This is a genomic window from Alcaligenes sp. GW821-FHT11D07, from assembly GCF_058808495.1.
This window is the reverse complement of record NZ_JBXART010000002.1, coordinates 910341-935975: the sequence shown is the minus strand read 5'-3', so window position 1 is coordinate 935975 and position 25635 is coordinate 910341. Positions and strand designations below refer to the sequence as shown.

At 55.4% G+C, this 25635-nt stretch carries 26 protein-coding genes; 6 read left to right on the top strand and 20 right to left on the bottom strand.

Annotation, left to right across the window (positions count from 1 at the left end; genetic code table 11):
* Positions 1–57: 57 nt before the first annotated feature.
* The 11 genes from AC1RSM_RS12845 to AC1RSM_RS12795 form a co-directional block, all read right to left on the bottom strand.
* Positions 58–1428: a replicative DNA helicase gene (locus AC1RSM_RS12845; RefSeq protein WP_492932922.1), complete on the bottom strand. Its 1371-nt coding sequence runs from the start codon at positions 1426–1428 to the stop codon at positions 58–60.
* 270 nt (positions 1429–1698) lie between these two features.
* Positions 1699–2154, bottom strand: a complete 456-nt coding sequence (gene rplI / locus AC1RSM_RS12840) for a 50S ribosomal protein L9 (RefSeq protein WP_492932921.1) — start codon at positions 2152–2154, stop codon at positions 1699–1701.
* Positions 2155–2172: 18 nt separating this feature from the next.
* Positions 2173–2445 carry a 30S ribosomal protein S18 gene (gene rpsR / locus AC1RSM_RS12835; protein ID WP_003802444.1) on the bottom strand — a complete coding sequence of 91 codons (273 nt, stop codon included), beginning with the start codon at positions 2443–2445 and terminating at the stop codon, positions 2173–2175.
* Between the two features lie 89 nt (positions 2446–2534).
* On the bottom strand, positions 2535–2852 hold the full coding sequence (gene priB / locus AC1RSM_RS12830; RefSeq protein ID WP_492932920.1) for a primosomal replication protein N: 318 nt from the start codon (positions 2850–2852) through the stop codon (positions 2535–2537).
* Between the two features lie 13 nt (positions 2853–2865).
* Complete coding sequence (gene rpsF / locus AC1RSM_RS12825; protein ID WP_492932919.1) at positions 2866–3264, bottom strand: 30S ribosomal protein S6; 399 nt, start codon at positions 3262–3264, stop codon at positions 2866–2868.
* 143 nt (positions 3265–3407) lie between these two features.
* Entirely contained in the window at positions 3408–4211 is an 804-nt protein-coding gene (gene folE2, locus AC1RSM_RS12820) for a GTP cyclohydrolase FolE2 (RefSeq protein WP_492932983.1), read from the bottom strand.
* A gap of 149 nt (positions 4212–4360) precedes the next feature.
* The gene (gene dxs, locus AC1RSM_RS12815; RefSeq protein WP_492932918.1) at positions 4361–6226 is read right to left on the bottom strand and encodes a 1-deoxy-D-xylulose-5-phosphate synthase; all 1866 of its coding nucleotides are present in this window, start codon (positions 6224–6226) and stop codon (positions 4361–4363) included.
* A gap of 268 nt (positions 6227–6494) precedes the next feature.
* Entirely contained in the window at positions 6495–7403 is a 909-nt protein-coding gene (locus AC1RSM_RS12810) for a polyprenyl synthetase family protein (RefSeq protein ID WP_492932917.1), read from the bottom strand.
* A gap of 1 nt (position 7404) precedes the next feature.
* Positions 7405–7671: an exodeoxyribonuclease VII small subunit gene (locus AC1RSM_RS12805; protein ID WP_003802451.1), complete on the bottom strand. Its 267-nt coding sequence runs from the start codon at positions 7669–7671 to the stop codon at positions 7405–7407.
* A 149-nt stretch (positions 7672–7820) separates the two neighbouring features.
* Positions 7821–8672, bottom strand: coding sequence for a sulfurtransferase (locus tag AC1RSM_RS12800; protein WP_492932916.1), 852 nt, complete (start codon positions 8670–8672; stop codon positions 7821–7823).
* A gap of 1 nt (position 8673) precedes the next feature.
* Positions 8674–9573, bottom strand: coding sequence for a DMT family transporter (locus AC1RSM_RS12795; RefSeq protein ID WP_492932915.1), 900 nt, complete (start codon positions 9571–9573; stop codon positions 8674–8676).
* Positions 9574–9819: 246 nt separating this feature from the next.
* Between AC1RSM_RS12795 and htpX the strand changes: the two genes are divergently transcribed.
* Positions 9820–10701: a protease HtpX gene (htpX, locus tag AC1RSM_RS12790; protein WP_492932914.1), complete on the top strand. Its 882-nt coding sequence runs from the start codon at positions 9820–9822 to the stop codon at positions 10699–10701.
* Positions 10702–10799: 98 nt separating this feature from the next.
* On the opposite strand, the gene AC1RSM_RS12785 is transcribed toward htpX, so the two are convergent.
* Genes AC1RSM_RS12785 through AC1RSM_RS12775 form a run of 3 tightly spaced genes read right to left on the bottom strand, consistent with a single transcriptional unit; the run spans position 10800 to position 12862 of the window.
* The gene (locus AC1RSM_RS12785; protein ID WP_492932913.1) at positions 10800–11420 is read right to left on the bottom strand and encodes a GyrI-like domain-containing protein; all 621 of its coding nucleotides are present in this window, start codon (positions 11418–11420) and stop codon (positions 10800–10802) included.
* Positions 11421–11446: 26 nt separating this feature from the next.
* Positions 11447–11905, bottom strand: coding sequence for a GNAT family N-acetyltransferase (locus AC1RSM_RS12780; RefSeq protein ID WP_492932912.1), 459 nt, complete (start codon positions 11903–11905; stop codon positions 11447–11449).
* A gap of 12 nt (positions 11906–11917) precedes the next feature.
* Complete coding sequence (locus AC1RSM_RS12775; RefSeq protein ID WP_492932911.1) at positions 11918–12862, bottom strand: alpha/beta hydrolase; 945 nt, start codon at positions 12860–12862, stop codon at positions 11918–11920.
* A gap of 189 nt (positions 12863–13051) precedes the next feature.
* Here AC1RSM_RS12775 and AC1RSM_RS12770 point away from each other — a divergent pair, with 189 nt between their 5' ends.
* The gene (locus tag AC1RSM_RS12770) at positions 13052–14716 is read left to right on the top strand and encodes a Na/Pi cotransporter family protein (RefSeq protein ID WP_492932910.1); all 1665 of its coding nucleotides are present in this window, start codon (positions 13052–13054) and stop codon (positions 14714–14716) included.
* Positions 14717–14836: 120 nt separating this feature from the next.
* Here AC1RSM_RS12770 and polA read toward each other — a convergent pair whose 3' ends face one another.
* Complete coding sequence (gene polA, locus AC1RSM_RS12765) at positions 14837–17554, bottom strand: DNA polymerase I (RefSeq protein ID WP_492932909.1); 2718 nt, start codon at positions 17552–17554, stop codon at positions 14837–14839.
* On the opposite strand from polA, the gene AC1RSM_RS12760 reads away from it, so the two are divergent.
* From AC1RSM_RS12760 to hisM, 4 genes are all read left to right on the top strand, one after another.
* Complete coding sequence (locus AC1RSM_RS12760; protein ID WP_492932908.1) at positions 17553–18221, top strand: LOG family protein; 669 nt, start codon at positions 17553–17555, stop codon at positions 18219–18221. The genes polA and AC1RSM_RS12760 overlap by 2 nt on opposite strands.
* A 102-nt stretch (positions 18222–18323) precedes the next feature.
* On the top strand, positions 18324–19115 hold the full coding sequence (locus AC1RSM_RS12755; protein ID WP_492932907.1) for an ABC transporter substrate-binding protein: 792 nt from the start codon (positions 18324–18326) through the stop codon (positions 19113–19115).
* 15 nt (positions 19116–19130) lie between these two features.
* On the top strand, positions 19131–19820 hold the full coding sequence (locus AC1RSM_RS12750; protein ID WP_492932906.1) for an ABC transporter permease: 690 nt from the start codon (positions 19131–19133) through the stop codon (positions 19818–19820).
* Complete coding sequence (gene hisM / locus AC1RSM_RS12745) at positions 19820–20521, top strand: histidine ABC transporter permease HisM (protein ID WP_492932905.1); 702 nt, start codon at positions 19820–19822, stop codon at positions 20519–20521. Before AC1RSM_RS12750 ends, hisM begins: the two co-directional genes overlap by 1 nt.
* A 66-nt stretch (positions 20522–20587) precedes the next feature.
* Here the strand turns inward: hisM and AC1RSM_RS12740 are convergent, their stop codons facing one another.
* From AC1RSM_RS12740 to rbfA, 5 genes are all read right to left on the bottom strand, one after another.
* Positions 20588–21046 carry a DUF1641 domain-containing protein gene (locus tag AC1RSM_RS12740; protein WP_492932904.1) on the bottom strand — a complete coding sequence of 153 codons (459 nt, stop codon included), beginning with the start codon at positions 21044–21046 and terminating at the stop codon, positions 20588–20590.
* A 14-nt stretch (positions 21047–21060) separates the two neighbouring features.
* Positions 21061–22251: an NAD(P)/FAD-dependent oxidoreductase gene (locus AC1RSM_RS12735; RefSeq protein WP_492932903.1), complete on the bottom strand. Its 1191-nt coding sequence runs from the start codon at positions 22249–22251 to the stop codon at positions 21061–21063.
* Between the two features lie 362 nt (positions 22252–22613).
* A complete protein-coding gene (typA, locus tag AC1RSM_RS12730) occupies positions 22614–24431 on the bottom strand; it encodes a translational GTPase TypA (protein WP_492932902.1) in 1818 nt (605 codons plus the stop codon).
* A gap of 3 nt (positions 24432–24434) precedes the next feature.
* On the bottom strand, positions 24435–25187 hold the full coding sequence (gene truB / locus AC1RSM_RS12725; RefSeq protein ID WP_492932901.1) for a tRNA pseudouridine(55) synthase TruB: 753 nt from the start codon (positions 25185–25187) through the stop codon (positions 24435–24437).
* Between the two features lie 33 nt (positions 25188–25220).
* On the bottom strand, positions 25221–25634 hold the full coding sequence (gene rbfA, locus AC1RSM_RS12720) for a 30S ribosome-binding factor RbfA (RefSeq protein ID WP_492932900.1): 414 nt from the start codon (positions 25632–25634) through the stop codon (positions 25221–25223).
* Position 25635: the final 1 nt, after the last annotated feature.

Genomic DNA, 25635 nt, shown 5'->3' with positions numbered 1-25635 from the left:
CCTTTTGATTGCGCTGCGGCGCCGCCTGCTGCCACCAGGCAGCAAAAGCAGGCAAACCTAGTTCGGCATATGATCCAAAAAGCGTGTGCTGGCACCCGCAAAGGTCAGACGAACCGCGCCAATAGGGCCGTTACGCTGTTTACCGATAATGATTTCTGCGGTGCCTTTGTCCGGCGAGTCCGGGTTATAGACCTCGTCACGGTAAATAAACAAGATCAAGTCAGCATCCTGCTCAATAGCGCCCGATTCACGCAAGTCACTCATGACGGGGCGTTTATTGGGGCGTTGTTCCAGACTTCGGTTCAACTGCGACAAGGCAATCAGAGGGCAGTTAAGCTCTTTGGCCAGACCTTTCAAGGATCGGCTGATCTCGGAAATCTCGGTGGCCCGGTTCTCACCGCCGCTTGAGGACATCAACTGCAAATAGTCGATGATGATCAAGCCAAGCTGACCACACTGACGGGCTAGTCGACGAGCACGGGCACGGACTTCCATAGAGGACAGACCGGGGGTTTCATCAATATAAATCTGGGCTTCCTGCACCTGCTGTACCGCGTGCGTCAGGCGCGGCCAATCGTCCGCTGTCAGCTTACCGGTACGCATACGGTGTTGGTCTAGTAAACCGACCGAGCCCACCATACGCATGGCCAACTGCACCGCGCCCATTTCCATGGAGAACACGGCAACGGGCAAACCCTGTGCAATCGCCACGTGTTCGCCAATGTTCATGGAAAAAGAGGTCTTACCCATGGAAGGACGACCCGCGACAATCACCAGGTCACCGGCCTGCAAGCCGGAGGTCATCTTGTCCAGATCCGCAAAGCCGGTAGGTACCCCAGTTACTTCAGAGTCCCCTTCGCGGTGGTAGAGCTCGTCAATACGCTCTACAACTTGGCTCAGCAAAGGCTGGATTTCCAGAAAACCTTGCGAACCGCGCGCGCCTTCCTGTGCAATCTGAAACACGCGGCTTTCGGCCTCGTCCAGAATCTGGCGGGCTTCTTTGCCTTGCGGGTTGAAGGCTGCCGAAGAAATATCATCCGCGACTGTAACCAGCTTGCGCAGTGTGGAGCGCTCTCGTACGATTTCAGCGTAGCGTCGGATGTTGGCCGCCGAGGGCGTGTTGTGGGCCAAGGCATTCAAATACGCCAGGCCACCCACCTCTTCTTGCTTGCCCGCTACGGACAGTGACTCAAAAACGGTCACAACGTCGGCAGGTCGGGCCAGACTGATCAAACGGGTAATGTGTTGCCAGATCAGCTTGTGATCAAAGCGATAAAAATCCTCGTCGGTGACGATATCCGCCACCCGGTCAAACGCGGCATTATCGAGCAACAAGCCACCGAGCACCGACTGCTCCGCTTCAATGGAATGAGGCGGGACCCGCAGATAATCCAAGGTTGCATCGGATTTGGCTGACTTGCTTTCCATGTAGTTACCTTCAAATCAAGGAAAAAATCTGTGCCGCAGCCAGCAATGATTTGCTTGCGGTCTTCTACTGTGTCTGTGTATCTACGGCTGGGGCAGGCTGCAAACAGGATGTCTGGCCTGCCAGTATATGAAGCGATACGGAGCTAGGCCGCATCGCGGCGTGTTCAGCACTGGTCTGAACAGCCAACAAAAAAGCCGGCTTGCACCGGCTTTTTTGAGCTTGGCAGATACACTCCAAGAAAGAATGTACCATGCGTCAACGTACTAGTCTTAGGCTACGTCGCCCTGAACTACAACATTGATTTCAGCGGTAACGTCAGGGTGCAGAACAACCTGAACAGGGTACTCGCCGATAGCTTTCAGGTGACCGTCTGGCAGACGAACCTGGGTCTTGACCAGATCAGCAAAGCCAGCATTGTTCAATGCAGTGGCGATGTCCATGGTGGTCACGGAACCGAACAAACGGCCGTCCACGCCGGCTTTTTGAACCAGTGTGAAAGTTTGACCGTTCAGCTTTTCGTTCAGAGCCTGAGCAGCGGCCAGCTTTTCAGCTTGCAGCTTTTCCAGTTCGGCACGACGTGCTTCGAACTCTTGCAGAGCAGCGGCCGTAGCACGGCGAGCAACTTTGCGTGGCAACAGGAAATTACGAGCGTAACCATCACGTACGCGCACCACATCACCCAGATTACCCAGGTTGGCGACTTTTTCGAGCAAAATAACTTGCATGACTAAGGTTCCTCTGGATTATTTGTGGTTGTCGGTGTACGGCAACAGAGCCAGGAAACGGGCGCGCTTGACAGCGGTATCCAGCTGACGCTGGTAGTGAGCTTTAGTGCCCGTCAAACGTGCAGGAATGATCTTGCCATTTTCCTGGATGAAATCACGCAGGGTGTCCAGATCTTTGTAATCAATTTCTTCAACGCCAGCGACGGTGAAGCGGCAGAATTTGCGGCGCTTGAACAGTGGGTTCTGTTGTGCAAATTTGCGTTTTTTGTCTTTGCCTCTACGGAAAGCCATTTTGTGCCTCGTTAGTAACCGGGCAGTGCCCGGAAGAATTCAGTGTGAAGCGAGGTGTTGAACACTTCGCGACGATTGAGCCAGACCAGTCAAACCGTAACAGAGCCCTGCCCGGCAAAATGACGCTGATATTGCTGTACATGCAGCACCAGACGCGTCGAGCCTTTGCGGGCGGGAGCAATAAAACCCTGTAGTTGCAAACGAGCTCCCAAAGGAGTGTCTGCCAGACCCAGCGCATTATTACCCAGAGCCACTGCCTGCATCGCCAAAGCGATCTGCCGGGCGTGGCCGGCTTCCATTACGGAAGATTCGTGTTCCAGTACCAATTCCAGGGCAGGGACACCGGCCGGCGTATAACGCAACGGCTTGATATCGATAAGCTGCCCGTCAAGGGTGAACTGGTTCACGTAGTCGGAGCTATTACTCTTCAGCTTGAGCTTCAGCTTCAGCGGCCACAGGGGCGCTGGCTTCGGTGCTTGCTTTACGTGCTTCTTCGCGTTCGACAGACTTCATCATGACCGAAGCGCCTTCAGGGGCTTTCTTCGTGCCAGCGACGAGGTAACGCAAGATAGCGTCGTTGTAGCGGAAGGAATGCTCCAGTTCGTCCAGTGTGGACTGACCGCATTCGATGTTCAGGCACACGTAGTGAGCCTTAACCAGTTTCTGGATTGGGTATGCCAGTTGACGGCGGCCCCAGTCTTCCAGACGGTGAATAGCACCGCCTTCGGAAGTGACAATCGCCGAATAGCGCTCGATCATGGCGGGCACTTGCTCGCTTTGATCGGGATGCACAATGAACACTACTTCGTAGTGACGCATGGAACAACTCCTTGTGGATATCGCCTACTACCTGCTGTCAAAACAGCCAGGCACCAAGCGCGACAGCCCGCCCATTCATTCCGGGTCGAGCAAGAAACCATAGATACTAGCACCAAGAAAGGCTGGCTGACAAGCCAAAAGCCTTATCCCTGCACGCTTGCGTAGGCAGAGTGGTTATGAATTGACTCGAAATTCTCGGCTTCGATGCTATAACGCAACACTCCGGGCAAGCCACGAACGCTGACCGCGACATCGCGCACCAAGTCTTCAACAAATTTAGGATTGTCGTAAGCGTACTCGGTGACGTATTTCTCGTCAGTACGTTTCAACAAGCCCCACAGCTGGCAGGAGGCCTGCTCTTCCACCGATTTGATCAAGGCAGGCAGGTCCAAGGCAGCCGGGTCCGCAAACACCGCTTGCACGGTAACGTGCGAACGCTGGTTATGCGCACCGTATTCAGAAATAGCCTTGGAGCAAGGGCACAGGCTGGTGACAGGCACCAGCACGGACAGCTCGAACTCCGGCTCGGCATCCACGCCGACGCGTGCCGTCCAGCTGACGGTGTAATCCATCAAGCTGGCCACGCCCGACACGGGGGCCACTTTTTCCAGAAACACGGGGAAGGTAGCGGTGATGTCACCCCGACCCGCATTGAGCAAAGGCAACATGGCCTGAGCCATCTGAACGAAACCGACTGGCGTCATCGCTTGACGGCGGTATTCTTCCAGCAAGGCCACAAAGCGCGACATATGGGTGCCTTTCTCTTCAGGTGGCAGGGCCACCGTCAACTCCCATTGCGCCACGGTAGGCACGGCCTGTCCTTGCAGGTCCAGCATCATCGGATGCCGCACCCCGCGCACACCCACGCGCTGAATCGCAACACGACGTGTGTCCATGCTGCTTTGCACATCTGGCATGACCAAAGGCGATTCCGACACTGTATTCATATCCATCAGGTTCAGCTACGACAGAGCCGCAACCGCAAATAAAAACAATAATGAATTATTATCTTACGCTTATCGCAAGCGAGGTTCGATAACCTTAATAACTACGCGCATATTGAGGTATTTAATGCCTCAAATGAGCGGAAATTGCATCAAGCCTCAAACAAGCTTGAGAAACGCTCACGAATAGAGCGTTCAATACCCGCTGCATCCAGTCCCAGATCCTGAGCCAGCTTCTTTTGGTCGCCGTGGTCAATGAACTGATCCGGGTAGCCCAACTGCAAAACCGGCATGGTCAGGCAATCGCGGCTGACAAATTCCAGCACAGCGCTTCCGGCCCCACCCATCAAACAGCCCTCTTCCACCGTTACAAAAGCCTGATGGCTTTGTGCCAGTTCCTGCAACAAGCCTTCGTCCAGGGGTTTCACAAAGCGCATGTCCACTACCGTAGCATCCAGTGCTTCGGCTGCTTTCAAGGCTTCGTGCAACACAGGACCAAATGCCAAAATGGCCAGGTCTTTACCCTGACGACGCAAATTGGCCTTGCCCAAGGGAACCGTATTGAGCTCCTGATCGACCGCCGCCCCAATACCGGCCCCGCGCGGATAACGCACCGAGCTGGGACCAGGATGCTGATAGCAACAGGTCAAGAGCAAACGGGTTTCATTTTCGTCCGATGGGGCTGCAACCACCATGTTCGGAATGCAGCGCAAGAACGCGATGTCGTAATTACCGGCATGCGTAGCCCCGTCAGCCCCCACAATTCCGGCGCGATCCAGGGCAAAGGTCACATCCAGGTTTTGCAAGGCGACATCGTGGATCAACTGATCGTAACCACGTTGCAAGAAAGTGGAGTAGATCGCGACTACCGGCTTTTGTCCTTCACAGGCCAGACCGCCAGCAAAGGTCACTGCATGTTGCTCGGCAATGCCCACATCAAAATAACGCTGCGGAAACTGCTGTTCAAACTCCACCATGCCGCTACCTTCGCGCATGGCTGGGGTAATACCGTACAGGCGCTGATCTTGCTTGCCCATATCGCAAAGCCACTGGCCAAAAATCTGCGTAAATGTCGGGCGCGGCTTGGTAGTTGGCGTGACCAACCCCACTGAAGGGTCGAACTTGCCGGGGCCGTGATAAAGCACCGGGTCGGCCTCCGCCAACTTGTAGCCCTGACCTTTACGCGTAACCACATGCAGGAACTGCAAACCGCCCAGTTCACGCAGATTGCTCAAGGTATCTACCAAGGCATCCAGATCGTGACCGTCGATAGGGCCCACGTAGTTAAAGCCCAATTCCTCAAATAAGGTTGCCGGGGTCAAAATTCCCTTGGCGTGTCCTTCGAACTTGCGCGCCAAATCCAGAACAGGCGGCACATGCTGCAGCACGGCACGGCCTACGTTCTTGGCGGCTGCGTAAAAACGGCCCGACATCAAACGTGCCAGATAATGATTCAAAGCGCCCACAGGCGGGGAGATCGACATATCGTTGTCGTTCAGCACCACCAGCACATTTACATCCGGCGTGACACCCGCATTGTTCAAAGCCTCAAAGGCCATGCCGGCCGTCATGGCGCCATCACCGATCACGGCAATATGCTGGCGCTCGATACCGGCATTGCGCGACGCCACGGCCATCCCCAACACCGCAGAGATTGAAGTCGAGGAATGCGCAGTGCCAAAATCGTCGTACTCAGACTCGGAACGCTTGGGGAAACCGGAAATACCGTCCTGCTGACGCAAGCCGGACATGAGCTCGCGGCGACCCGTCAAAATTTTATGCGGATAGGACTGATGCCCCACATCCCACACGATACGGTCGTGGGGTGTCTCAAACACATAGTGCAAGGCAGTAGTCAGCTCAACCGTGCCCAGATTGGACGACAAGTGCCCACCGGTTTTGGATACGGATTGCAGAACAAACTCGCGCAATTGGCGGGCCAGCTCGGGAAGATCACGGGGATCAAGCTGGCGCAAGTCGGCGGGAGAGTGGATCTGCTCTAGGGAAACAGTTGTCATACTAAAAGACGTCTATCCGGGCAAATAAGTGAAACGACTGTCTAAAAACAATCGCCAATCGGCTATTGTAAAACGCTTCGCTGCCTGTGCCAAAGTTGCGTGGCAAGCCCAGCTACAGGAGCATCAAGACCGACCTGGAAAAACTTAAGGCTTAGAAAGCTTAAACCTGTAGAACAGGAGCCAGGTCCTTAGCAAGCCGGGCGTCCCATTCTGGCCACAAAGGCCCTATTACACAAGCCAGTCTTGTATCAAGACCAGCTTGCCTGGCTTAGTGATTGCGGCCGACGATGTAGTCTGCCAGCTGCGTCAAGCGTGTTGCGGCAGGTCCCAACGGACGCAAGGCCAGTTGCGCCTGCTCATTCAAAGCCCCCAACAATTCCCGCGAACCATCCATCCCCAGGATAGATACGTAGGTCGGCTTGTTGTCAGCAGCATCTTTACCCGCCGTTTTACCTAGCGTGGCCGTATCCGCTGTCACGTCCAAAATATCGTCTACGACCTGAAAGGCCAGGCCAACAGCCTGAGCATACTCTTCCAGGCCATTGCGCACTGTAGACGAAGCGCCCGCTACGATGCCGCCCAGCAAAACGCTGGCCTGCAACATGGCACCTGTCTTCATGCTGTGCATCTCTTGCAACTGGTCTCGATCCAGAGCAATGCCCACACTTTCGCAGTCAATCGCCTGACCACCCGCCATACCAGCGCTACCAGCGGCCTGAGCCAACTGAGTGATAGCTTGCACAATCAGTGCAGGGGCAATAGGCATTTGCGCCAGCAGCTCGAAAGCCAAAGGCTGCAAGGCATCGCCTGCCAACATGGCGCAGGCTTCATCAAATTGCACATGGGTCGTGGGACGCCCGCGACGCAATTTGTCGTCGTCCATGCAGGGCAGATCATCATGCACCAGGGAGTAGGCATGGATCAGTTCCACTGCGGCAGCGGCCAATTCCAGAGCCTTTAACTGCGCTGCAGCCATAGGCTTGCCTTGCAGTGCCGCTTCACCAGCGGCATACACCAGAGCAGCACGTACACGCTTGCCGCCACCCAATACGGAGTAGCGCATAGCTTCATGCAAACGGCTGGGCTCTTGGCTAACTGGTGGCAATAGCTGGTCCAGTGCCGCCTCGGTCTGCTCAACCCGTGCGGAAAGCCAATCAGAAAAACTGGTAGAACTCATCTTAACTATCTCCAACTGCCTCATCCCCGGACAAGGGACGCAACAAATTGCCTTGCAATACGCTGACCTGCTCTTGCGCCAGGTCCAGTTTGCGCTGACATAACTGGGCTAATTCCACGCCCTGCTCATAAGCTTGCAAAGCCTGCTCCAGCGGTAGTGCTCCGCTTTCCATACGAGCGACCAGCGCTTCCAGTTGTGCCAGAGCGGACTCGAAATCCTGCTGGGCTGGCGCCTGGGCGCTTTGATTATCATCGCGAGATTTAACCATAACTATTCCTGATCAATAAGGGCTGTCCGGACCACCTGACGCCCGATTGGAAGTGGCATTGTACGGGAGCCTGCGCCAGACAGTCGCGTACAAACAGAAAAGCCGCCCTGGGGCGGCTTGTCCAAGCAGGCGGGCGCTTGCTACGAGCCTTAACTACGAGCCACAGGCCGGCTGGCGTCGCTAACCCACTCGCTCCAGGAACCGGGGTAAATACGGGAGCCGGGCAAACCGGCCAGTTCCATCGCAAAAAGATTGTGACAAGCTGTAATACCGGAACCACATTGATGGACGACCTGCTCCGCAGGAGTCTGGCCCAGCAACGCCGTAAATTCCTGACGCAATTGTTCGGGAGACTTGAAACGCCCTTGCTCGCCCAGATTGTTCACGTGCGAGCGGTTGATAGCATCGGGAATATGGCCGGCAACCGGGTCCATAGGTTCCACATCACCGCGATAGCGCTCTGCGGCACGGGCATCCAGAACGGTAAACACCGGCGTAGAGAGATTTTTCAGCACCTGATCGGTGTTCACCGTTGGCATGGCGGGCTGTTCCGGGATGCTCAAACCAGAGGCAGCCTGAGCCGCCTGAGCTGCACCGCTTTGCTCGGCGCCACCCAGTTGCTGCCAGGCTTGCCAGCCACCATCCAGAATGGCGACTTGAGGGTGCCCCAGCCATCGCAGCATCCACCACACATGGCTGGCAAACAAAGCACCCTGGGCGTCATAAACGACCACCTGCATGCCATCACGCAGACCGTGTTTCTGCAATAACTGCGCCAGTTCCTGGCGGCTGGGCAAAGGGTGACGGCCATTGGAGCCCGTCTTGGGCGCTGCCAGGTCCACCTCATGGTCCAGGAACACGGCACCGGGAATATGGCCCTGCTCGTAAGCACGACGCCCTGCCTGATGGTCTGCCAAATCGTGGCGCACATCCAGAATCAAATAATCGGAATTATTCAGATTGGCTTGGACTTGTTCTGCGCTAATCAGAAATTCGAACACCTTATGCCTCCTTGACGGGAGCCTGCTCTGCTGCTGCGTTCTGGCCTCGCAAGATACGATCCTCGCTATAGGTACGCCAGGCCGACAACAAACCAGACCCAATAATTAATGCCATGCCTGCCCAGGCGAGCCAGTCAGGTACGTCACCCCAGAAGGCAATGCCAATCAGGGCCGCAAAAATAATGGTGGTGTATTGCAACGCTGCGGTCAACAAGGCCGAGCCCAGACCAAAAGCACGCGTCATGGTCAATTGACCAAACAAACCGGACAAGCCTACGCCCAGCAAAGCCAGCCAAGCGCGCCAGCTAAGCTCACGCCAGCCATCCCACAGCAAACCAACCGCGCTGGAACAAACCACAAAACAGGAAAAGAGCAGAACCGTGCGCCATTCGGGCTCTCCCGAGCGCCCTAGAGCTCGCACTTGCATCATGGCCACTGCGCTTAGGGCGCCGGCTGTCAAACCTAGCATGGCAGCCCACCACTGATCGGGGGTGATGCTGGGGCGAAGAACTCCAACCACACCCAGGAAACCCAATAACACGGCAATCAGGCGCACAGGATCACGCTGGGTGCCGCCCCAGGCAAGCATCCAGAAACCAATAAATAAGGGAGCGGTGTAGTTCAGGCTGACAGCGGTCGACAAAGGCAGGTTAGCCAGTGCCAGAAAACCCAGCCACATGGAGCTCACACCGGATACGTTGCGCCGTATGTGCAGTTTCCAGCTTTGAGGTGCCAGCCTCAGTCCGCGGCTTTTGGCCCAAAACACCAAGAGCAGGACGGAGGGCACTCCCCGAAACAAAACGATTTGTGCCATCGACGCCCCGGCATCTGCGGACACTTTGACACAGGCCCCCATAATGGCAAACATGGCGCAGGCTACCAGCATCCATAATGACTGCATGTGATCAAACCAAGATTCTGTATAAGGGAAAGCCATTACTATACTCCCCCACCTTGTAAATATGGCCCCTTAACCCCATATCCAGAACACTTACACAACAGTACTCAGGCTTGTTGGCAAGTGGCTCTGCCCAAAAGCTGACTGAAAGCTGAATTTTTTGTTTTCACGCCTGAAATCAAGGCTAAAATTTGCACGGATCGTGCTGACACGATCACGATTTTTTCTGTCATTCCGGAATCTGCATTCATGAAACGAATTGTCCTTTTCTTAATAACCAACTTGGCCGTCATGCTGGTGCTAAGCGCCTCCATGAATATTCTGGGTGTGGGACGTTACCTGAACGCACAAGGTCTGGACCTGACGCAATTGCTGATTTTCTCGGCCATCATCGGCTTTACCGGTGCCATTATTTCTTTGCTGATGAGCAAATGGATGGCCAAGCAAAGCGTGAACGCCCGCGTGATTGATCCCAACGCCCCCGGCAGCGCAGAAGAAGCCTGGCTGGTCGACACGGTGCACCAATTGGCGGACCGTGCTGGCATTGGCCGCCCTGAAGTGGCTATTTACGATGGCGAGCCCAATGCTTTTGCTACCGGTGCCTTCAAGAACGACGCCTTGGTGGCCGTGTCTACCGGCCTGCTGCGCGGCATGACTGAAGAAGAAGTGATGGCCGTGCTGGGTCACGAAGTGGCGCACATTGCCAATGGCGATATGGTGACCCTGACCCTGATCCAGGGTGTGGTGAATACTTTTGTGATCTTCCTGGCTCGTCTGGCTGGCTACTTTGTCGATCGCGTCCTGCTGCGCAACGAACGTGATGTGGGTATTGGCTACTACGCCTCGGTCTTTGTGTTCGAACTGATTTTCGGCGTGCTGGCGTCCATCATCGTGGCCTGGTTCTCGCGTCAGCGTGAATACCGTGCCGATGCAGGCTCCGCTCAACTACTGGGTTCGCGTCAGCCCATGATTCACGCCTTGGCCCGCTTGGGTGGCATGGCTCCGGGCGAGCTGCCCAAGAACTTTGAAGCGGCGGGTATTTCGGGTGGCCGTGCAATCAGCGCCCTCTTTTCCTCCCACCCACCTATTCCTGCCCGTATTCACGCCTTGCAAAACGCTCAGTCGGTCTAAAACCTGACAAGCCGCCTTGGCGGCAAGGCATCAATAAAACACCCCGAAAGCTCATCCGCTTTCGGGGTGTTTTTATAGAGCGACTACAAAATGCAGGATCAACGCACGGGCTGGCGCACAATAACTTTGCTACTTCCCGAAGCCGTTTTGTATCCGTCATCCATATAGATTTCGTGATACACGCCCAGGGGTTCCAAGCCCTCCTTGGGCAAATGCACCGTGTAAAAGTAATCCAGCATGGCCGACAGCTCCGTTCTGGAGCCCACATGCATCACCTGTACACACTTGCCTTCGGTCACTGTTTCCCAGCGAAGTACGGGCTGCTCTCCCAGGACAGGACGCATCAGCGCAACGGATTGCTCCAGACGCAAGGCATCGGCCCACACAGGCAGGGTAATTTGTACACGCCACTGCCAACGCTCCCGCCGTCCTTCGACCAGATCCTGTGGGTCAGCGGCCCAATACAAGACCTCCACCGGTGCTTCCACGAAAGCGCGTCCCATGCGTTGGCGCGCTTCACGCCGTATAGGCTCAATAGCCGTTTGCAAGGTCCGAATTGCCGCCCCTACCAGCAAGCGGTCAGGCACGCCTTTTCCATCCAGAATGGCAAAGGGCAAGGTGGGCACATCCAGCACGCGAAAATGGTGCTGCAAGGGCGCATACAGCGTCTTGAGCGTAGCCACATCCTGGCTCAAATCAATCAGGGTCTCATCAGACATACTCGCCTTCTTTATCTGCCCGTGGTTCAGGCAGCAAAGTGGTACTCCAGAATATCGTCGCCAAATTCGTCACGTTGTCCGCTTTCCGTCCAGCCCAGATGGCGATAAAACCCGTAGGATCGAACTTGGGGATCGCTATTGCAGGCCAGGAACAAGCGCTTGAAACCCCGTTGCTGCAAGTCCAGCACCATGCGTTCCAGCAAGCTGCGACCCAAACCCAAGCCTTCATACTCGGGCAAGAGTGCCAGCACCATGATTTCACCGCTTTCACTGTCGGCAAAGCAGTAGCCTGCCATCTTGTCTTCCACCATCGCGACATAACCGGGACAACTGCCATCCGCTATACCTTCGCCCCAACTTTGAGGAGTGATACCCAAATCGGCCAAGTCCTGTTCGGAAAACGCGTTCTCGCGGGTCAGGCCACGAATACGCAGGCACTCTGCCGCATCATCAGGTACCGCCGCACGCAAGACTGTCTTGCTCATTCACAACTCCAATTAAAATTTCGTTAACACAGTTTGATTCAGCCACTGCGCCATATCCGCAACCACGCTCGCCATCGCTGACTGCCCGTCCGGCTGATTCAGGCCATGATCCAGATCGGGGTAGCTGCGCCACGACAAATGTTTGTTATCGACCTGAGCCAGCATCCGGACCGCCGCCTCCGGGGACACAGAGGTATCGCGTCCAGACTGAATCACCAATACGGGAATACGGATGCGGCCTAATAGCGTCGCCTGATCGATGTTCAACATCTCTTGCCACCAGATACGACCATGGTCACTCATCGTCGTGTCCATACCGTCTCTAGCCTGGCTTAGAAAACCACGCAGCCCTGCCAGCATGGCTTGCTTGTCTTCTGCTGGCATATCCTGCCTTGCTGCGCTATGAAGCACATCCTCTTCAAACCAACGACCGCCGCCGTTAAAACTGATAGCGGCGTCCAGACCGGGCTGTTCAGCGGCCAGCATATGCACAATCACAGCGCCTTCGCTGCCACCAAGGGCAAACACATGGCGATAAGCCTGCTGATCCAGCACCCGCTTTAACACGGCATTCAGGTCGGCCACCCGCTGTTTGGGGCCATCGTGCTGAACATAAGCAGCCGGGCAATCGCTTCGTTCCGCCTGATCGCTGTAGGGCAAGGCCATCGTCAGCGCGTATTTCTCAACAGCCAGTACGTGGGCCTGGGGACGTGCCTGCGACAAGGTCTGCCACACCACCGCCTTGTGTCCAACGCTATTGCAATCGGAGCCCTGCACGATCAGCAGCAGTTCTTGCTCTCCCTCTGGAGGCTGAGAAGGCGGCTGAAGATAATAGTTAATGAGGCTGCCATCCGCGCGCGGCAACACCTTCGCCTGCGGCTGGGCTTGCGCCAAGCTGCTCATCGATACGAATAAAGAAATACCCACCAGCCGGGCTGAAGTAGAAAGCCTATTCATGCACGCATCGTGGCACAGAAAGATGAAGATTCGATGGAGAAAATAAGCCAACTGCCCCACAGAGAATCCCGGTCAGGCACACTGCGACGGCTCCCTGGCAGATGAGTGCGCAGCGCTCCTCCAACAACTAATCGCTGCACGGTGACATACGACTCACGCTTGTAAGATGCGCTGGGCTATTATTTAGCAATGAAAGAAATCTTCGCACTTCTCGATTTCGGGGGATACATCGCTTTGCTTCTGTGGGGAATCCACATGGTGCAAAGTGGTGTGCAGCGTGCCTTCGGCGCCGAACTAGGCGTCTGGATGGGACACGCTTTGGGGCGCCCCCGCCGCGCATTTTTTGCCGGTGCCGCCATTACGGCCGCTATTCAAAGCAGTACCGCCACCGGACTGATGATCACCAGCTTTGCAGCCACCGGCATGGTCGCCCTGGTTCCGGCCTTGGCGGCCATGCTGGGCGCCAATGTAGGCACGACGCTGATCGTGCAATTGTTGTCTTTCAAGATGACAGCCCTGGCCCCTGCCCTGATTCTGTTGGGAGTCTGGTTATTCCGCTCCCAGGAGCCGGGCCGCCGCCGTGACCTGGGCCGTGTCTTTATTGGCTTGGGCCTCTTGCTGCTGTCCTTGCATGAGCTGGTGGGCTTGTTCTCGCCCATTCAAGATGCTCCCCTGCTGCAAACCATTCTGGAAGCCTTGGCAGGCAGCCCCATGACCGGCATGTTGCTGGCCGCCTTGCTGACCTGGGCCGCACACTCCAGCGTGGCCATTGTGGTGCTGATCATTTCCCTGGCCAGCCACCAGCACATGGACCCGCAACTGACCTATGCGCTGGTTCTGGGGGCCAACGTAGGTACCGCTATCAACCCGATTCTGGAAGGCGCGGGCGGCACCAAAGACCCAGCCAACAAACGCCTGCCCATCGGCAACCTGGGCACACGTGTGTTTGGCTGTTTGATCGGCATGATTATCCTGCCCTGGATTCCTGATCTGATGGGCTGGTTTACCGATGACCCGGCACGCGCGGTGGCCAACTTCCACACCTTCTTTAACCTGGCGGTAGCAGCGCTGTTCCTGCCCTTGCTCAAGCCCTATTCCCGACTGCTGAGCCGTTACCTGCCCCGACGCACCGACCCGGACGATCCTGGCCTGCCGCTGTATCTGGACCAGTCCGCACTGGAAGTCCCTGCAGTGGCGTTGGGCAATGCCTCACGTGAAGCGCTGCGCCTGTCCGACATGCTGCAGGAGATTCTGGACACCGCCCGCCAGAACATGCTGAACAATAGTGCGCAGAGCATTAACCATGCACGCTACATCAGCAATGCCGTCAACCGCTTGGAACCCTTGATCACCACCTATCTGGCCAGTCTCGATCAAGAAAACCTGAGCAAAAAAGACACGCGTCGCCTGAACGATATTCTGACCTTCTCCACCAATATTTCGCATGCGGCCACGATTAGCGTGAATGGCTTGCTGAGTCATACGGCCAAGCTGCGCAAGCAAGGCTGGATTCTGCAAACGGAAGAACAAGCGGAAATCGGTAAGGTCATGGACAGGCTGATCCGCAACCAACGTCAGGCAGCGGCACTGTTTGTAGCCGAGGATGTGAAAACAGCCCGTTTCCTGGCCTTTGAAAAAGACTTCTTCCGCGAGCTGGAAGTAGCCGCCGCAGACCGTCATATCCGCAAGATCAAATCCGGCCAGCTGGATTCGGCCGAACAGGGCTCTCTATACCTGGAGATTTTGCGCGATGTGCGCACAATCAACTCCTATCTGGTCAGTGCTGCCGCCTACCCGATTCTGGCCAAGCACGACGAACTGCTCCCCAACCGTGTTCGATCCAACGACGACTAGGTTCTGCCGGGCAAAAGAAAAAGGGCGACATATCCATGTCGCCCTTTTTTTATAGCAGCCGGCTAAGGCTATCTTGCTGACTCAGCCGCCGTGGCTATGCGTTAACAGCGCCTGTCACTATTAGTGAGCCTGTTCCCAGTTATCGCCCACCCCTACCTCGGCCAGCAAGGGCACATCCAGCTTGGCCACATTGCACATCAAACCAGGCAAGTTTTCACGCAGCACATCCAGCTCGTCCTCGGGTACATCGAATACCAGTTCATCATGTACCTGCATGACCATTTGCGTACGCAAGCCTTTCTCTTCCAGCCAACGCTGCACCGCCACCATGGCCATCTTGATCAAGTCGGCAGAGGTGCCCTGCATGGGTGCGTTAATCGCGGCGCGTTCAGCACCCGCCATACGCGGCCCTTTCGCGCCTTTCAGTTCAGGCAACCACAGACGGCGACCGAATACGGTTTCCACATAACCCTGCTCATGGGCCTGGGCCTTGATGCGAGTCATGTAGCTGGCGACACCGGGGTAGCGAGCAAAGTAGCGATCAATATAAGCACGGGCCGCATCACGAGTAATACCCAGATTGCTGGCCAAGCCGAATTCGCCCATACCGTAAATAAGGCCAAAGTTAATTGCCTTGGCAGCACGACGCTGGTCCGAGCTAACGTCTTTGGCATCAATCCCGAAAATCTCGGCAGCCGTGGCGGTGTGTACGTCCCCGCCCTGCTCAAAGACTTGCTGCAAATTGCTATCGCCTGACACATGTGCCATCACACGCAATTCAATTTGGGAATAGTCAGCCGAAACCACCTTACCCAGGTCCGAGACAAATGCAGCTCGTACACGGCGGCCTTCAGCAGTACGCACGGGAATGTTTTGCAAGTTCGGATCAGAGGACGCCAAGCGGCCCGTAATCACCGCAGCTTGAGCATACCGGGTATGCACGCGGCCACTTTCTGCATTAACCATCTTGGGCAGCTTGTCGGTGTACGTGGATTTGAGCTTGGACAGGCCACGGTATTCCAGCAGGACTTGCGGCAAAGGATAGTCTTGCGCCAGCCGCGTCAAAACATCTTCATCGGTGGACGGTGCACCGCTGGCGGTTTTACGCACTACCGGAATGCCCAGCTTGCCGAATAGAATTTCGCCAACCTGCTTGGGCGAATTCATATTGAAGGGCTGGTCGGCCAGCTCATAGGCCTTGTTTTCCAGTTCCAGCATTTTCTGGCCCAGCTCGTGGCTTTGACGCGCCAAGGTGGGAACGTCAATCTTGACGCCATTGCGCTCCACTATAGTCAGCACGTCAGAGGCCTGAACCTCCAGCAAATAGATACGCTCTAGCCCCTCTTCCTGTTTCACTTGAGGGCGCAGGCAATGATGCAGACGCAAGGTGTAGTCTGCATCTTCGCAGGCATATTGCGACGCTACTGGGATATCGACCTCATCAAAACAAATCTGCTTGGCACCTTTGCCGCAAATGTCTTCATAGGAAGCGCCTTTCAGGCCCAGCCATTGCAAAGCCAGCTCTTCCATACTGACTCGCTTGTGCGACTGCAAGACATAAGCTTGCAGCATGGTGTCCTCTTGGATACCGCGCAAACTTACTTTTTCATTGAGCAACACATGCGTGTCGTACTTGGCGTTATGCAGAACCTTGGCAGCTGCTTTGTTTTCCAGCCAGGGACGCAAGGTTTCCAGCACCAGTTTTTTGTCCAGCTGCTCGACATCCAAGGAGCCCCGATGGGCCACAGGCACATAGAAAGCCTGCCCAGGTTTGACCGATACGGACAGGCCCACCAAACGCGCCTGCAAAGGATCGAGCGAAGTTGTTTCTGTGTCTAAAGCGACTAGATCGGACTTTTCCAGCAAGGCCAGCAAAGACTGCAATTGCTCCTCGGTGGTGACGGTCTGGTAATCCAGTTCAGCCGGGGCCTCCGGTATCTGCGCTTCTACACGGGCATCTTGTGCCGGTACGCGATCGGGGTCATCGGTCAACTCACGCAGCCACGTGCGAAAACCGTAGGTCTCGTAAATATCTTTCAAGACCGCTTTGTCTCGCGGCTCTGGAGTCAGGGCAGCAAAATCGCCCGTGAAGCCTGGCACATCGCAATCCAGCTTGACCGTCACCAGCTTGCGCGTCATTTCAAAATTAGAGCTGAAGTCGCGCAGGTTCTGGCCAGCCACACCCTTGATTTTGTCGGCGTGCTGCAACAACTGATCCAGGTTGTCATATTCACCCAGCCACTTGGCAGCAGTCTTGGGGCCGACCTTGGGCACACCGGGAATATTGTCCGAAGTGTCGCCAATCAGCATCAAATAATCGATAATCTGGTCCGGGCGTACACCGTATTTAGCGGTGACGCCGTCTACATCCAGCTTCTCGTTATTCATGGTGTTGACCAGTTGCACATGCTCATTGACGAGCTGGGCCAAATCCTTGTCCCCGGTGGAGACCACGGTTTCAATGCCATTTTCAGCCGCCAGACGGGCCAGCGTACCAATGATGTCATCGGCCTCGACGCCGGGCTGACAAATCAGATGCCAGCCCATGGCACGTACTGCTTTGTGAATAGGCTCTATCTGAACAGCCATATCCTCGGGCATGGAAGGTCGATTAGCCTTGTATTGGTCGTACAGATCGTCCCGGAAGGTGGGGCCTTTGGCATCAAAGACGCACACCATATAGTCCGCCTGATAATCCTGTAGCAAGCGGCGCAGCATATTGATGACACCGTACAAGGCGCCTGTGGGCTGGCCTTGCGCGTTTCGCAGATCGGGCATCGCATGGTACGCTCGGTACAGATAGCTGGAACCATCAACGAGCAACAAGGTTTTTTTCATGTCTAACAATAAAATCGTCCGTTTACCGGCCTCTGAGCAGATTCCTACCATCATGAAGGAGCTGCAAACTGCGGTCGATACATTAAAAGAAATGGGTGCTGGCGTCAGTGTATTTGGCAGCGCTCGCATCAAACCCGGCCATCCTTACTACGAACTGGCTCAAGAGCTGGGCCGTCGTCTGGCCGAAGCCGGCGTCACCCTGATTGCCGGTGGTGGCCCTGGCCTGATGGAAGCAGCCAATAAAGGCGCCTATGAAGCAGGCGGGCAAAGTATTGGCCTGAATATACGCTTGCCCCATGAAACCACCAACAACCCCTACCAGACTCAAAGCCTGCAGTTCGAGTACTTTTACTCGCGCAAAGCCACCTTTTTCATGCACAGCTGGGCCTATATTGCCCTGCCCGGCGGCTTCGGTACCCTGGATGAGCTGTTTGAAGTCATGACCCTGGTTCAAACAGGCAAAGTACCACCCGCACCCATTGTACTGATCGGCACTTCCTTTTGGTCCGGCCTGATCGACTGGATTGGTGACCAATTGATGGAGATGGGTTTGATTGGCCCCAAAGACCTGAATTTGCTGGTCGTAACCGATGATCTGAACGAGGTCATGGGCTACATCAATCAGTGCTGCGTACTGCCTAGGGCGGAACCCGCATTGCCCCAGTAAGGCGTACGGGTTAAATTTGCAGTCTTTCTTCGGCCCTCCATCAGCAGGGCCGAATTTGTATTGAATGCCACAAGCTAGTCGATATTTGCCGGAGTTACCCACATGAACAAAATGCTTGCCCGCCTCTTGATGGTGGCTTTTTGCAGTGCCTTGGTGCCCGCTGCCCACGCAGCCGGGCCGTCCGAAATCCGCTTTGCTACTGAAGCTGGCTATCCGCCCTTTGAGTATCTGGACCCCAGCGGCGAGCTGCAAGGCTTTGACATCGACATCGGCAATGAAATCTGTAAACGGCTGGAAGCCAAATGCGTCTGGATTGACCAGTCCTTTGACAGCCTGATCCCCGGCCTGCAAGCGCGCAAGTTCGACCTGGCCAACTCCACCATGACCGCCACTGAGGCGCGTGCAAAAGTCATCGACTTTAGCGAACCCATGTATATCGTTCCCGTGCGTCTGGCAGCCCGCAAAGGCAGCGGCCTGGAACCCACGGTCGAATCCCTGAAAGGCAAGCGCGTGGGTGTGCAGCAAGGCACCACCATGGAAACCTACGCCCGCCAGAACTGGGCTAATAATGGCATCACTGTGGTGGCCTACCCCAGCTACACCGACGCGTTCAATGACTTGGCCGGTGGCCGTGTCGATGCCACCTTCCAGGAAGCTCAAAATGCCGTGGAAGGTTTTTTAAAGAAGCCAGCTGGTGCGGAATTTGAACTGACGGGCGCCACCGTGGACGACAGCCCTATCCTGAACGAACCCATTGCCATGGGCATTCGCAAAGGCAATAAAAAACTCAAGCAAACCGTTGATCAAGTCCTGCGCGACATGAAGGCCGATGGCACCATGCAGAGCTTCGCCGACAAGTACTTCCAAAAAGAAAACATTCGCATCGCGCCCTGACCTGGATATCTGACCATGTTGCTTTACGGTTATGGGCCACAGTTGCTGGCAGGCACCTGGGAGACCATCAAGCTGGCAGTCCTGTCGCTGCTGGTATCTCTGGTGCTGGGCCTGGCGGCTGCCTTGATGAAACTGTCCCGCCGCTCGCCACTGCGCTGGGCGGGCGGTTTGTATACCACCTTGATTCGTGGTGTTCCGGATCTGGTGTTGTTGATGTTGTTCTTTTTCAGCCTGCAAATCTGGCTCAATGAGCTGACCGACTGGTTGGACTGGGACATGATCGAGATCAATCCCTTTGGTGCGGGTGTCGTCACGCTGGGCTTTATCTACGGCGCTTATTTTGCCGAAACCTTTCGGGGTGCATTGATGGCCATTCCCAAAGGACAGATGGAGGCAGGCAAAGCCTGTGGCTGGAGCGCCTGGCAAATTCTGCACCGCATCCAGATCCCACAAATGATGCGCTATGCCCTGCCCGGTCTGGGCAATAACTGGCAAATCTTGCTCAAATCCACTGCGCTAGTGTCCCTGATTGGCCTAAGTGATGTGGTAAAGATTGCACAAAACGCGGGTAACGCCACCTTTAACTCCTTTCTGTTTGTCGGTATCACCGCCCTGATCTACCTGGGCCTGACTGCCTTTAGCAATATTGGACTGAGCTATCTGGAGCGACGCTATAACATCGGCGTGAAAGGAGCGCAGTTCTAATGGATGTCTTGAACGAATTCTGGCGCGCCTATCTGTTTGAAAGCAATGGGCAGCTCTCGGGTCTGGCCATGACGCTATGGCTGCTGGTGATCTCGGTCACCATCGGTTTTTTTCTGTCTGTCTTTCTAGCCATCGCCCGTGTCTCCGGTAAAGCCTGGCTATCGCGCCCCATTGGCGCCTTCACCTACTTTTTCCGTGGTACGCCCCTGTACGTGCAGATCCTGCTGATCTACACCGCCATGTACAAGCTGGCCATCATCAAGTCCGTGCCTGCTCTGGAAGCCTTTTTCCTGAGCGGCTTTAACTGCATGATTCTGGCCCTGACGCTCAATACCGTGGGCTACACCACCGAAATTTTTGCTGGTGCCATCCGCTCCATGCCCTCCGGTGAGGTCGAAGCGGCCCGCGCCTATGGTATGTCTGGCTGGACCTTGTACCGACGCGTCATCCTGCCCCAGGCGCTACGCCGTGTACTGCCGGCTTATAGCAATGAAGTGGTCTTGATGCTGCATGCAACCTCCTTGGCCTTTACCGCCACCGTGCCCGATCTGCTCAAGATCGCACGGGATGCGAATGCGGCTACTTACCAGACCTTTACCTCCTACGGGATCGCTGCCCTGATTTATCTGAGCGTGTCCTTTATCCTGGTGGGACTATTCAGGATTCTTGAAAAACGCCAAATGGCTTTTCTGAATCATTGAACATAACAAAAAGGGCACCTGATATCAGGTGCCCTTTTTCTTGAGCGGCCAATAAAAGAGCCGCCTTTAGTCTGCCGTATGATCCAGGTTCTGATAGCGCATCTGACGCCCCATCACCCCGGCCATCAACAAAAAGAACGTCAGACCACGGCGAACCTCTGGCTCTTTCGCCAAGCGGATCAAGCCCATCAGGGTCGGTGTCGTCTCGGTTGCCCGCAACTGATCCGAAGCCATGCGCGCCGCATTTCCGACAGACCAAGCTGCCCCTATGCCTTCTTCAAAGCCTTTCATGACTTTTTCAAGCATGTAGTCGTCACTCATGTCGACCAGATCCGCCATCAAAGAGGCAAGATCCACCACACGGTTCAAACGTCCACCCGCCAATAAAGGCTCAATCTTGGCGATCAATTCCTCCAGGCCCTTGATGCCAGGGTCTTCTCCCAACAAGCTTTCCAGGGCAGATGGTTTCTTTGGAGCAGCGCCGGTGTCTTCCGGGCCAATTGCATTTTCTGGTACCGAATTCATCTGTCTCTCCTGAATTACACAAGACCACGGGCCACAGCCCAGTAGATACCCCGGTTAAAGCCCTTGCGCAGCAAGCCACCCAGCTTGGTGGGGGGCGTAGGATGCACGTCCTCCTTGTAGTTGTACCAAAGGGGCATACCGCCCTCCAGACCCATCTGGGCTACCGCAACCACCCGGCCGTCGTACTCATCGCTAGTACGGCCAAAACGCAGCTCAGAGGCCAGGTTATTGACGATGACCGGGGACTGGCTATGGCAAGATCCACCCGCCTTGCTAATGGGCAGATCCACGGTGTCGCCAAGCACGTACACATTGTCCAGACCCAGCACTTTCAAGGTCTGGTGGTCGGTCGGCACCCAGCCTTCATTGTCGGCCGCTTGTGAAATGCCGGAATCCCGGACTGCTGGCACGGCAGTGATCGGAGGAGTTGCCATCAAGAGGTCATAAGGCTCTTCCCCCCCTTCAGCGGAGTAAGCAATCTTGCGTTCCGGGTCCACACGGCTCAAGGTAAAGCCTCGCTGGTGCTTGATATCCAGGCCTTCGAAGATGGGAGGCAAAACCTGACACACTTCGTTTTGCATGAACAGGCAATTGCGCAGCAGTTGAGATGTGGTGGGATAGGTGTAGGAGATCTCGACCTTATCGCGCACCCCACGACGACGCAGGTATTCGTCCAGCATCAGCGTGGTTTCAACCGGAGCAATACCGCATTGGTGCGGCACGTTGTGCGTTTTGGGGAAGGTCACGGTGATCAGTACCCGACCTTTTTCCAGTTTGCTCAGCCGATCGGCCAATTGGCGAGCTGGAGCATGCTGGTAGAAATGGTCCCCGCCCTCTTTCAGGCCTTCGATTTTTTCCGGAGACGGGACGCAGCCGGTAGAGAGCACAAGATAGTCGTAATCAATTTTCTTGCCACTGGCGCAGTGCAGGCGACTTGCTTTGAAATCAAAGCCTGAGACCTCCTCCAGCTGAAAATCAATTTCGGGGCGCAACAAAGAAATTTGTGGACGCCGTAATTCATCCCGAAAAAAAGCATCAAAAGCCACATACATAAAAGCGGGCTTGTAATAATGCCAGGGCGAATTGGACAACATGGTAATACGGACTTTTCCAGAACGTATTTCCGGATACAACTTGGTCACCAGATGATTGGCGGTCATTGTGCCGCCAATACCACCACCTACAATCACAATATGCTGCACCATCAGTATTCTCCTTAAGGGGACCACTGCGAATAGCCAGCACCAACAAGAAAAACTCATTGAAAACAAGGCAATACGCAGCCGTAACTGAGACTTTGCAAAGCGAGCTTGGTAATGTGTCCAGCCAGTCTGTATCAAACAGGCATTAAGCGGAAATTAAAACGGTCTAATCCGTCTAATAAGCCACTTAATCAATTTTATTTATTCCTCACCCTATTTTGATTTTAAAAATCAAGCTGGGGTAGTGATGAACAAGCGCCCAACTTTTTAATCATGTTCCAAATCTGACGTGACGCCAACCATAGTAAGACAAAAAAAACGCCTGCATCAAGCAGGCGTTTTCTCGTATCGCTAAACTCGAAAGATTAGCTTTCGCGTTGGCTGCGACGGCGCTCGTGCTCTTTCAGGTAGCGCTTGCGCAGACGGATGGACTTAGGAGTCACTTCCACCAGCTCGTCGTCATCCAGGAAGTCCACCGCATATTCCAGGCTCATGCGGATCGGTGGAACCAGATCAATGTGCTCGTCCTTGCCGGAAGCGCGCACGTTGGTCAGTTTCTTTTCCTTGATGGGGTTGACCACCAAATCGTTGTCACGGCTGTGAATACCGATGATCATGCCTTCGTACAGGGCATCACCAGGGGACACAAACATGCGACCACGGTCCTGCAGCTTCCACAAAGCGTAAGCCACCGCATCACCATCGTCCTGACTAATCAGCACACCGTTACGACGCTCGCCTACTGTGCCTTCGCGCATAGGACGGAACTCGTCAAAGGTGTGGCTCATCAAGCCAGTACCACGGGTCAGAGTCATGAATTCGCCCTGGAAGCCGATCAGGCCACGCGCAGGAATACGGTATTCCAAACGGGTACGGCCACGACCATCAGCCACCATGTCTTGCAGGTCGCCACGACGGCGGCCCAGCTCTTCCATGACGCCACCTTGGTGACCGTCTTCGACGTCCACGGTCAGTTGCTCGTAGGGCTCCATCTTGACGCCGTTTTCTTCACGGATCAGCACGCGTGGACGCGAAACGGCCATTTCGTAGCCTTCACGACGCATGCTTTCGATCAGAATGGTCAAGTGCAATTCACCACGGCCACACACTTCAAACACGGTGTCGTCGTCGGTTTCGTTAACACGCAAAGCCACGTTGGACTTCAGTTCGCGGTCCAGACGGTCACGCAACTGACGGCTGGTCACAAACTTGCCTTCACGGCCTGCCAGAGGCGAGGTGTTCACCATGAAGTTCATGGTCAGTGTAGGTTCGTCAATGCGCAGCAAAGGCAGTGCTTCAGGCGCAGCAGGATCAGTGACGGTGCAACCAATGCCCAATTCTTCAATACCGTTGATCAGAACGATGTCGCCAGCTTCCGCTTCATCAACCGATACACGCTCCAGACCTTTGAACTTCAGTACCTGGTTAATGCGGCCTTTGATCACTTCGCCATCAGGACCGAATTTAACGATCACGTCCTGAGCAGCGCGCACGCGACCACGGTTCACACGGCCTACACCGATCTTGCCCACGTAGGAGCTGTAGTCCAGGGAACAAATCTGCAGCTGCAACGGCGCGTTAACGTCGTCTTCACGCTGAGGAACGTGCTGCAAAATAGCGTCGAACAAAGGACGCATATCGCCTTCACGCACGCTGTCGGTCAAACCGGCGTAGCCAGACAGGCCCGATGCGTAAATGATGGGGAAGTCCAGCTGTTCGTCAGTTGCGCCCAGTTTGTCGAACAAATCGAAGGTTGCGTTGATCGCAAAGTCAGGACGGGCGCCGGGACGGTCAACTTTGTTGACCACCACAATCGGACGCAGACCCAGTTCCAGGGCTTTACGAGTCACAAAACGGGTCTGAGGCATAGGGCCTTCAACCGCATCCACCAACAGCAACACACCGTCAACCATAGACAGTACGCGCTCGACCTCGCCACCGAAGTCAGCGTGACCGGGGGTGTCGATAATGTTGATGTGGGTACCTTCGTATTCGACGGCACAGTTCTTTGCCAGAATGGTAATGCCGCGTTCTTTCTCGATATCGCCCGAGTCCATGACACGTTCGGAGATATGTTCGTTGTCACGGAACGTACCTGCCTGTCTCAACAATTGATCGACCAAGGTGGTCTTACCATGGTCAACGTGGGCAATAATGGCCACATTGCGCAATGCGCGTCTCATAACTCATCCTTCTGATTGAAGTTTTTTGGGCAAAATCTCGGTAGGCAAGCTCTCGATGGCCAGCAAGGCCGACATCGGGTCTTCCATCGCCTGCAACCCATCCAGGGTGTAGGCATCGTCGATATGAAAAGGTCCTAATTCTGTCCGGCGCAAGGCCGTCAGATGGGCAAAACACCCCAGAGCACGTCCGATGTCTTGCGCCAGGGTTCGGATATAGGTTCCCTTGCTGCAACGTACAAATAAACGCGCCGATTGCGGCGTAAAGTCTTGCACCTGCAAATCGTGAATCACGAGATGTCGTGCCTCACGTTCCAGCTCTATACCCTGACGGGCATATTCATACAGGGGCTTGCCATCGCGCTTGAGCGCGGAGTACATGGGCGGCACCTGGGTAATAGGTCCTCGAAAGGCAGGCAGTACTGCCTCCAGCGCCTCGAGGGTAACGCCGGCATAATCTGCCGGAGCCTGGACCACCACATTACCGGTCAAGTCACCCGAATCGGTTTCCTGACCAAAAAGTAGTGTGGCTTCATAGGCTTTGTCCGCTTCCAGCATCGTGGCGGAAATCTTGGTAGCCCGACCAAAACAGCAAACCAGCAGACCCGTTGCAAACGGATCCAGGGTTCCTGTATGGCCAGCTTTGCGGGCGTCCAGTGTGCGGCGGGCACGCTGCAAGGCGTGGTTGCTGGACATTCCGTCGGACTTGTCCAGTAGTAGCACACCATCAATCAACTGCCCGCGTTTTCGCGTAGCCATTGTGTGTCAATCCGTGAAGAAACAACAGCCGCGTCAGGGCTGTTCGTCTGGCTCGTCCGCTTTGGGCGCAGAGCCAGCCAATTCGCTATCGGCCTGGTTGGCGCTGTCGATGAGCTTGGACAGCTCCATGCCGCGTTCCAACTGTCGGTCGTGATGAAAATGCAGAGTGGGGACGGTATGGATGTGCAAGAGCTTGAACAACAGCGAATGCAACCAACCGGCCTTCTCGGTCAAAGCGGCTTGAGCAGCTTCGGGCTCGGCGCCCAGCACCGAGTAATACACTTTGGCGTGTGCGTAGTCTGGTGACAACTCCACGCCAGTCAAGGTGATGAGACCAGCGCGGGTCATGTCGATCTCGCGCTGGATCAGGACCGCCAGATCCTTCTGGATCTGGTCGGCCAGGCGCAGGTTGCGCCCTGGGTTTGGTTTGGACTTGTGTCGTGCCATA

What these genes read in the sequence shown, in the direction of transcription:
- rbfA (WP_492932900.1), bottom strand. Translation starts at nt 25,634, where the DNA reads ATGGCACGACACAAGTCCAAACCAAACCCAGGGCGCAACCTGCGCCTG.
- htpX (WP_492932914.1), top strand. Translation starts at nt 9,820, where the DNA reads ATGAAACGAATTGTCCTTTTCTTAATAACCAACTTGGCCGTCATGCTG.
- hisM (WP_492932905.1), top strand. Translation starts at nt 19,820, where the DNA reads ATGGATGTCTTGAACGAATTCTGGCGCGCCTATCTGTTTGAAAGCAAT.
- AC1RSM_RS12785 (WP_492932913.1), bottom strand. Translation starts at nt 11,420, where the DNA reads ATGTCTGATGAGACCCTGATTGATTTGAGCCAGGATGTGGCTACGCTC.
- rpsF (WP_492932919.1), bottom strand. Translation starts at nt 3,264, where the DNA reads ATGCGTCACTACGAAGTAGTGTTCATTGTGCATCCCGATCAAAGCGAG.
- AC1RSM_RS12775 (WP_492932911.1), bottom strand. Translation starts at nt 12,862, where the DNA reads ATGAATAGGCTTTCTACTTCAGCCCGGCTGGTGGGTATTTCTTTATTC.
- folE2 (WP_492932983.1), bottom strand. Translation starts at nt 4,211, where the DNA reads ATGAATACAGTGTCGGAATCGCCTTTGGTCATGCCAGATGTGCAAAGC.
- rplI (WP_492932921.1), bottom strand. Translation starts at nt 2,154, where the DNA reads ATGCAAGTTATTTTGCTCGAAAAAGTCGCCAACCTGGGTAATCTGGGT.
- truB (WP_492932901.1), bottom strand. Translation starts at nt 25,187, where the DNA reads ATGGCTACGCGAAAACGCGGGCAGTTGATTGATGGTGTGCTACTACTG.
- typA (WP_492932902.1), bottom strand. Translation starts at nt 24,431, where the DNA reads ATGAGACGCGCATTGCGCAATGTGGCCATTATTGCCCACGTTGACCAT.
- AC1RSM_RS12750 (WP_492932906.1), top strand. Translation starts at nt 19,131, where the DNA reads ATGTTGCTTTACGGTTATGGGCCACAGTTGCTGGCAGGCACCTGGGAG.
- AC1RSM_RS12810 (WP_492932917.1), bottom strand. Translation starts at nt 7,403, where the DNA reads ATGAGTTCTACCAGTTTTTCTGATTGGCTTTCCGCACGGGTTGAGCAG.
- AC1RSM_RS12805 (WP_003802451.1), bottom strand. Translation starts at nt 7,671, where the DNA reads ATGGTTAAATCTCGCGATGATAATCAAAGCGCCCAGGCGCCAGCCCAG.
- AC1RSM_RS12735 (WP_492932903.1), bottom strand. Translation starts at nt 22,251, where the DNA reads ATGGTGCAGCATATTGTGATTGTAGGTGGTGGTATTGGCGGCACAATG.
- polA (WP_492932909.1), bottom strand. Translation starts at nt 17,554, where the DNA reads ATGAAAAAAACCTTGTTGCTCGTTGATGGTTCCAGCTATCTGTACCGA.
- AC1RSM_RS12780 (WP_492932912.1), bottom strand. Translation starts at nt 11,905, where the DNA reads ATGAGCAAGACAGTCTTGCGTGCGGCGGTACCTGATGATGCGGCAGAG.
- AC1RSM_RS12740 (WP_492932904.1), bottom strand. Translation starts at nt 21,046, where the DNA reads ATGAATTCGGTACCAGAAAATGCAATTGGCCCGGAAGACACCGGCGCT.
- dxs (WP_492932918.1), bottom strand. Translation starts at nt 6,226, where the DNA reads ATGACAACTGTTTCCCTAGAGCAGATCCACTCTCCCGCCGACTTGCGC.
- AC1RSM_RS12795 (WP_492932915.1), bottom strand. Translation starts at nt 9,573, where the DNA reads ATGCAGTCATTATGGATGCTGGTAGCCTGCGCCATGTTTGCCATTATG.
- AC1RSM_RS12770 (WP_492932910.1), top strand. Translation starts at nt 13,052, where the DNA reads ATGAAAGAAATCTTCGCACTTCTCGATTTCGGGGGATACATCGCTTTG.
- rpsR (WP_003802444.1), bottom strand. Translation starts at nt 2,445, where the DNA reads ATGGCTTTCCGTAGAGGCAAAGACAAAAAACGCAAATTTGCACAACAG.
- AC1RSM_RS12845 (WP_492932922.1), bottom strand. Translation starts at nt 1,428, where the DNA reads ATGGAAAGCAAGTCAGCCAAATCCGATGCAACCTTGGATTATCTGCGG.
- AC1RSM_RS12755 (WP_492932907.1), top strand. Translation starts at nt 18,324, where the DNA reads ATGAACAAAATGCTTGCCCGCCTCTTGATGGTGGCTTTTTGCAGTGCC.
- AC1RSM_RS12760 (WP_492932908.1), top strand. Translation starts at nt 17,553, where the DNA reads ATGTCTAACAATAAAATCGTCCGTTTACCGGCCTCTGAGCAGATTCCT.